We start from the raw sequence: 7,475 nt of genomic DNA on the forward strand, positions 1-7,475 counted from the left end.
ATTTAAAATCTCTACTATTCAATTCTTTCAAAACATCTAATATCTTCCCATGTAAATATTTTTTTATCATAAAACAATGAAATCCTTTAGGAGGTGTAAGTCTTACACACGTAAGACATTTAATTGGCGACAGTTAATATAGTTATATTTGTTATTCTTATTATTTTAACAGCATTTTTTGTAGCATCAGAGTTTGCTATTGTAAAGGTTCGATCATCGAAAATAGATCAACTAGTTCTTGAAGGTAAAAAGAGTGCTAACGCGGCTAAGGAAGTAGTCAGCCACCTAGATGAATATTTATCTGCATGCCAATTAGGGATCACTATTACCGCCCTTGGTATTGGTTGGGTTGGTGAATCAACATTCGAAGTGATTTTGTCACCAATATTAAACTTTTTCAATGTTAGCGAGTCGTTATCAAGCATTTTAATTATTGTTATTGCTTTTATTTTATCAACCTTTATCCATGTGGTTATTGGTGAACTTGCTCCGAAAACAATTGCAATTCAAAAAGCAGAAGTTGTGACACTTTTAACAGCAAAACCATTAATCTGGTTTTACCGTTTACTGTATCCATTTATTTGGTTATTAAACGGATCTGCCTGGTTATTAGTAAGGCTATTCGGTTTTAAACCTGTTTCAGAAAACGAGGAAGCCCATTCTGAAGAAGAATTGCGTCTATTATTATCAGAGAGTTATAAGAGTGGGGAAATAAATAAAACTGAGCTTAAATATGTAAACAATATTTTTGAATTTGATGAACGGATTGCAAAGGAAATCATGGTCCCGCGTCCAGAAATAATCGGTATTTCAATTGAAGATTCGTACGAAGATATTATTAATCTAATAAAAAATGAAAAGTATACACGTTATCCTGTATATAAGGGTGATAAAGATAATATTCAAGGTTATATTAATGCAAAAGAAATTTTAATTGCGGCGATAAAAGAAGAACAATTTGACATTACCGCCTTTATTAATCCGATTATTCAAGTAATGGAAAATATCCCTGTACAAGATTTACTTATGAAAATGCAAAAGGAACGGACACATATTGCGATCTTAATTGATGAGTATGGTGGTACGTCTGGTTTAGTTACGGTAGAAGATATATTAGAAGAAATTGTCGGTGAAATTCGTGACGAATTTGATGATGATGAAGTAGCTAAAATTAGGAAGATAGGCGAAGGTCATTATATTGTCGATGCGAAACTTTTAATTGAAGATGTGAACAATTTACTAAATACGAAAATATCAAATGATGACATTGATACCATCGGTGGATGGTTTATAACGAAAATTTTTGAGTTAGAAACAGATACTCAAGTAGAATACGATGGTTATATTTTCAAAGCTCAAAAAACAGATGGACATCATGTCCAATTTTTAGAAATTAAAAAAATATAACTTCTATAAAGTCAAGGTGGGACACGTCCGGAAATCCCACCTTGTTTTTTGTGAAATTTGGATTAATGGTAAAATCATCCGTTGTTTCTGTATACTTTAGTTTGGAGACAGGGGAAAATGGTAAGGCAAGGAACATTTAAAAAGAGTGTGTTCGATGTCAAAAATCGTTGGTGTGGAAATTGATTTTGTTGTGAAAGATAGTGTGGAAGCTTTGGAATTATACGAAAAAATATTTGATATTGAACGAGTTGAGGTTACAAACTTTGACCGTGGACAAAATGAAGCGATTTTTAACCTTTATGGTGTTCGATTCCATATGCTCGATGAAAACCCGGCATTTCATTTAATTGCTCCAAAAGAAGATGATCCAAAAACGATGTGGTTAAACATTGCGGTTCCGGATATTAATGCTACATATAACAAAGCTATGGAACTAGGTTGTAAAGAAGTACAACCAGTAACAGAAATGGCTGAGTTTGGGATTGCCAATGCAATATTCCAGGATCCTTTCGGCTATATTTGGATGCTACATCAAATTAACAAAGTCGTAAGCTTTGAAGAACGAGTAAAATATTTTGAAGAAAATATGGATAAAGATCAGAAGTAATTGTAATGAGACTGAATCGAAAATGGTTCAGTCTTTTTTAATATTTCTTGTGTTTGATTGTTTATAAGACAGGATTTTTCCCTAAATTCGCAGATGTTATCGTAAAAAATCATAAGTATGGTATTCGTGAGATTGAAATCAACGGTATCATTATTGACATCTGTCGTTTAGCACCGGTGGCCATAATGGGTGAGGATGACAGATATCGGACCATTCGCATTGAAACTAATGAAGAAATTGCTGGAGGATATGGAACTTTATTAGACGGTCCTCATCGTTTACAATCCAAAGATAGATTTAATCCATTAGTAAAAGAATTGGAACAAGCGTTAAGAGAGTTTGATTATAAATTACTAAACGCCGAAGAAATTAAGTGTCCTTTACCTTTCAAGTCAGAAATACGTACAATCTATCGCGATCCAGGTGAATATTTAGTGATGGATGCGATTTTTTATTGGGAGGATTAGGAATTTTGATATATGCAGAAGAACAAATTATACTTAGATTATCTGAACTAGTCAATAACGGAGGATTAATAACATGACGAACAAAAAAGAACTATCTGCTAAACAAAAGGTAGAAATAATAAGTATTTTAAAAGATCGCTTTGAGAAAAACATGCACCGTCATGATGGTATAGGCTGGGAGGAAGTTCAGGAGAAGCTAGAAACAAATCCTGAAAAACTTTGGTCACTATATGAAATGGAACGAACGGAAGGGGAACCAGATGTAATTGGGGTTGATGAACAAACGAAAGAATACATCTTCTGTGACTGTTCTAAGGAAAGTCCAAAGGGACGTAGAAGCGTTTGCTATGATCGTGAAGCGTTAGAATCTCGGAAAAAACATAAGCCGGAAACTAGTGCAATGGATATGGCAAATGAGATGGGAATTGAAATCTTGACAGAAGAACAATATCGAAAACTACAAAACTTTGGACCTTTTGATCAAAAAACATCGAGTTGGATTAAAACTCCAGACGATATTCGTAAACTAGGCGGTGCGCTTTTCTGTGATTTCCGTTATGGTCATGTATTTGTATATCATAATGGAGCTGATTCATACTATAGTTCAAGAGGATTTCGCGGCATACTTAGAGTTTAAGTGTGGTAATCAATACCGTTTTTTAAAAGGCTTTTGATAGATTGGAGGCGAACTTCAGTCTAACACAAGTTTTTTTAGCTAAATGCATTCATTTGACAATTTTTTTATAAAAAGTAAAATGTAATATGTAGCTCTTTACTATAAGAGTGGGTGGGTGAGGGATAAGAATTCGAAGGAAATAAAATGAAAAGAGATTTGTTTCAATTAAAGGAACATAATACAACTGTTAGACAGGAATTAACAGCTGGACTAACAGGCTTTTTAACGATTGTTTATATTATTGCTGTAAATGCGATAATATTATCTGAAGCTGGAATGCCTTTAGAAGGTGCGATGTTAGGTACCATCTTAACTTCTTTTTTTGGTTGTTTAGTGATGGGATTATGGGCTAATGCGCCGATTCTTGTTGTCCCAGGTATGGGAATTAATGCGATGTTTACTTATACACTCGTGCAATCGATGGGCCTTTCATGGCAGGATGCCCTTGGTGTAACAGTAATAGCGGGATTTATCTTTACAATCATTTCTTTTACTAGGTTAACGAAAGTAATTAATGATGCAATACCTGGCACATTAAAAGAAGCGATTACAATCGGGATTGGCTTATTTTTAATTTTAATAGGTTTGGAAAACGGTCAATTAATTGAACGTGGAGACCAGTCGATTGTTGCGTTAGGGGATATTAACAAACCAGAAGTTTTAGCGACAATATTAACATTAGTATTTGCCTTAATACTGTTCATTCGTAATGTCAAAGGTCACTTTTTATGGACGATTCTTTTCGGTGCGGGAATTGCTTATTTGTTCGGTATTTTACCTTCAGGTGCAAATAGTACCTTATCGTTCGAAAGTTATCGTGAAGTATTTGCCTCATTTTCTTTAGAAAATTGGGTAACATTGCCGTTTTTAATAGCTATATTTTCAATTACGATGGTTGTTGTATTTGAAAATTTAGGTTTAGTAGATGGGTTTGTTAAGTTTGCGAAACGTCCTGAAAAGTTCAAAAAGGCATTTCAAGCAACAGGAATATCGGTTTTTCTTTCCGGTATTTTTGGTTCCAGTCCAACAGTGGCAACAGCTGAAACGACAGCAGCTATAACGGCAGGCGGTCGGACAGGACTAACAACAATCACGTCAGGATTATTATTTTTAGTTGTTATTCTATTTATTCCATATGTAAATATGATACCTGCTAATGCAATTGCACCAGTGTTAATTATTGTTGGTGGATTGATGGTACAAAATATAAGAAATTTAGATTTCCGTGATTTAACGGAAGCTTTTCCAGCAATCTTTATTATAACGATGATTCCTTTCACGTACAGTATTGCTGATGGGATTGCCATTGGATTCATAATGTATGTCGTTTTAAGATTAGCTACTGGAAAAGTGAAGAAAGTTTCTCTGCCTTTATTTATTATCGCTAGTTTGTTTTTATTGAATTATATTGTTCAATTTATCAGTTAATGAATCTATCAAAAAATATTAAAAGGTTCTTCCTATTTACGATGGGAAGAACCTTTTTAATATCTAGTAAACATATAAAATGCAGAAATTACCTTTTGTATGATATAAATGAATAAAGGGGTTCGGAAAAAATTTATGTAAGGAGATTGACCGATGGGAGAATTATATTTTACGCCATTAAAGGATGAGTTAGAGGATTTAGTGAATTTTTTCATAGAGAATACTTGGGAGTTTCACAGTGATCCCCATCCATCAAAGTATAAAGTTATTCAATCATTTCATAATGGTTGGTATCAAGATGGGCGAGAAACGTTTTGGATTAATAAAGATGATAAAAAGATTGGCTTAATAATTATCGATGATATTAATGACACGATTCCATTATTCGATGTTCGTCTTGCCACAGAATGGCGCGGCAAAGGATATGGAACGCAAGCAGTGAACTGGATAAAGGACTATATTTTTAATTTACCTGATAAAAAGATACGCATTGAAGCTTATACACGCTATGATAATATACCGATGCGAAAAGCATTGACAAAGTGCGGTTTTGTTAAAGAAGGTTATTTACGTGATGCGTGGGAAAATGATGACGGTACGATTATGGATACGTTAATTTATGCAATTACCCGTTCAGATTGGGAATATGGAACAGTAACTCCAATAAAGTTAGATGAAGAACCATATTAAAATTAGAAAAATATTTGGATTTAGAAAAGAATTGGGAGGTTTTATTAATCTCCCAATTCTTTTTTTTGTTATAAAAAGGTTTAGGCAAGAAAAAAATTGGAACAATATTAATGTCCTTAATCTTATAGAGTAATTGTTTGGAATTAGGTTGTATTAGGCTACTTTATTGTGAGTTACTCCCAAAAATTAGCTTTTAATTAGAAATGTAGTATGTTAATTCAAAAATTCATATTTCATCCTATATTTTGAATCATTATATTTGAATTTTAATTTTATTTCGACTACAATTATCTCGAAACAGAGAAAAAAAGGGATGGTTTTAAATGACAAAAGTAGGGGTTATTGTCGGAAGTTTACGTAAAAACTCATTTTCAAGTCAAGTAGCTAAAAATGCAGTTGAATTACTGCCAGAAGGGTATGAGGCAGAAATTGTAGAAATTGGCCACCTGCCATTCTTTAATCAAGATTGGGAAGGTGACTTAGGAACACCTGCAGAAGTTACTGAGTTTAGAAATAAAATTAAAGAACTTGATGCTGTTTTATTCGTAACACCTGAATATAATCGTTCAATTCCGGCAGTATTAAAAAATGCCTTAGATGTAGGTTCTCGTCCATATGGTGAAAGTGTTTGGAACGGAAAACCAGCAGCAATCATTTCGCAATCACCTGGAACAATAGCTGGATTTGGTGCAAACCATCATTTACGTCAAGTACTTGCTTTCCTAAACATGCCTGTTGTTCAACAACCAGAAGCATATATTGGATCTGTTCATGAGTTATTAGACGAAAATGGAAAGTTAAAAGACGATACTCGTAATTTCTTACAATCTTTTATTGATGCTTTCGTGGATTTAATTAAAAAACATACTCAATAATAATAAAAGATAATTTATATAAAAAGCTTTGCAAATTCCCATATGATTTGCAAAGCTTTTTGTTAATGTATTACGCTCTGGAAAACCCTTTCATTCTATTATACTTATATAGTAAAATGTTATTAAATATAGACTTTGTGTATGTTATTCATGAACAAGGAGGAGAAACAACATGCAAATTACAGATGCCGCAAGAGATTTGATTCAAAATTTTTTAAAACAAAAAAATGCGGAAGGACTTCGTTTATATTATTTAGGTGGATGCGGTGGTCCGCAGTATGGTTTTACAACTGATGAACCAGAAGCAGATGATAAGGTAGAAATTATAAACGGTATTAAAGTTGCATTTGATCCTGAAGTTGGCGATACAGGAGATTTCACATTAGATATAGTACAAGATGAAGATGGTACAGGTTTAGTACTTTTAGGTGTGCCTGAAACTGATGCGAGTGGTGGATGTGGTGAAGGATGTGCTTGTCGCCAATAATAATGATAATTTAATCAAAAGTACCCAAGTAACGTATAGTATATGCGGTTTCTTGGGTTTTTTAATTAAACGTTCGTTTGAAGAAATTCAATATATTTTTCTCAATCAAACGTTTGATCAGAAATATAAAAAATAAAAAATTAACAATCGAACGTTTGATTAAATAGAGAAAAAGTTAAACGAACGTTTGATTGAAGACTGAATTTGAGCTAAAGTTGACTTTTTTGCTTTATTGTTACATGATTAGTAAAATCGAAATAAGTACAAGAGATTATTTTCACAAATATATATAACTAAATACTTCATATATAGGATTAAAAAGAGTCACCCTGATTATAGGGGATAAAAAGAATTGGGGGAACACTAATTGAAAATTGTTGGGATTTCAGGTTCCATTGTTGGGTCAAAAACAAAGATTGCGGTGGAACATAGTTTAAATCTAATTCGAGATAAATATCCAGAGATTGAAACGGTGTTACTTAATTTAGGTGATTTAAATATAGTTTTTAGTGATGGAAGAGATTACCGTGACTATGAGGGCGATACTAAATATTTAACAGAACAAATTATGAGTGCAGATGCACTGATTATTGGTACGCCGACATTTCAAGCCTCGATTCCAGGTACATTAAAAAATGTATTTGATCTTTTACCTGTGGAAGGTTTGTTAGATAAAGCTGTTGGTATTATTGCAACAGCAGGATCATCAAAGCACTTTTTAATGGTTGAACAGCAATTAAAACCAATATTAGCGTATATGAAAGCATCAATTGTACAAAAATATGTATTTATTGAAGAAAAAGATTATCATCTGAAGAAAATTGTTAATGATGATGTT

General features: G+C 33.0%; 9 protein-coding genes. All 9 read left to right on the forward strand.

Annotation, left to right across the window (positions count from 1 at the left end):
- Window positions 1–123: 123 nt before the first annotated feature.
- Complete coding sequence (locus tag GW534_RS15030) at window positions 124–1,407, forward strand: hemolysin family protein (RefSeq protein ID WP_161921801.1); 1,284 nt, start codon at window positions 124–126, stop codon at window positions 1,405–1,407.
- Window positions 1,408–1,570: 163 nt separating this feature from the next.
- Window positions 1,571–2,014 (forward strand): VOC family protein, encoded by a 444-nt coding sequence (locus GW534_RS15035; RefSeq protein WP_161921809.1) that lies wholly within the window; start codon window positions 1,571–1,573, stop codon window positions 2,012–2,014.
- Between the two features lie 53 nt (window positions 2,015–2,067).
- Complete coding sequence (locus GW534_RS15040) at window positions 2,068–2,481, forward strand: hypothetical protein (RefSeq protein WP_161921802.1); 414 nt, start codon at window positions 2,068–2,070, stop codon at window positions 2,479–2,481.
- A 73-nt stretch (window positions 2,482–2,554) separates the two neighbouring features.
- A complete protein-coding gene (locus GW534_RS15045) occupies window positions 2,555–3,118 on the forward strand; it encodes a DUF4256 domain-containing protein (RefSeq protein WP_161921803.1) in 564 nt (187 codons plus the stop codon).
- A gap of 183 nt (window positions 3,119–3,301) precedes the next feature.
- Window positions 3,302–4,585, forward strand: a complete 1,284-nt coding sequence (locus GW534_RS15050) for an NCS2 family permease (RefSeq protein WP_161921804.1) — start codon at window positions 3,302–3,304, stop codon at window positions 4,583–4,585.
- Between the two features lie 153 nt (window positions 4,586–4,738).
- Window positions 4,739–5,275: a GNAT family N-acetyltransferase gene (locus GW534_RS15055; protein WP_161921805.1), complete on the forward strand. Its 537-nt coding sequence runs from the start codon at window positions 4,739–4,741 to the stop codon at window positions 5,273–5,275.
- A gap of 323 nt (window positions 5,276–5,598) precedes the next feature.
- Complete coding sequence (locus tag GW534_RS15060) at window positions 5,599–6,150, forward strand: NADPH-dependent FMN reductase (RefSeq protein WP_161921806.1); 552 nt, start codon at window positions 5,599–5,601, stop codon at window positions 6,148–6,150.
- A 172-nt stretch (window positions 6,151–6,322) separates the two neighbouring features.
- Window positions 6,323–6,637 (forward strand): adhesin, encoded by a 315-nt coding sequence (locus GW534_RS15065; RefSeq protein WP_161921807.1) that lies wholly within the window; start codon window positions 6,323–6,325, stop codon window positions 6,635–6,637.
- Between the two features lie 367 nt (window positions 6,638–7,004).
- The coding region (locus tag GW534_RS15070) for an NADPH-dependent FMN reductase (RefSeq protein ID WP_161921808.1) at window positions 7,005–7,475 on the forward strand (471 nt) is incomplete at its 3' end.

This window comes from Pallidibacillus pasinlerensis, assembly GCF_009996845.1.
Classification (GTDB): Bacteria; Bacillota; Bacilli; order Bacillales; family Caldibacillaceae; genus Pallidibacillus; species Pallidibacillus pasinlerensis.

Coding starts and splice junctions, on each gene's coding strand:
- GW534_RS15050 (WP_161921804.1), top strand. CDS start 3,302: ATGAAAAGAGATTTGTTTCAATTAAAGGAACATAATACAACTGTTAGA.
- GW534_RS15065 (WP_161921807.1), top strand. CDS start 6,323: ATGCAAATTACAGATGCCGCAAGAGATTTGATTCAAAATTTTTTAAAA.
- GW534_RS15060 (WP_161921806.1), top strand. CDS start 5,599: ATGACAAAAGTAGGGGTTATTGTCGGAAGTTTACGTAAAAACTCATTT.
- GW534_RS15045 (WP_161921803.1), top strand. CDS start 2,555: ATGACGAACAAAAAAGAACTATCTGCTAAACAAAAGGTAGAAATAATA.
- GW534_RS15055 (WP_161921805.1), top strand. CDS start 4,739: ATGGGAGAATTATATTTTACGCCATTAAAGGATGAGTTAGAGGATTTA.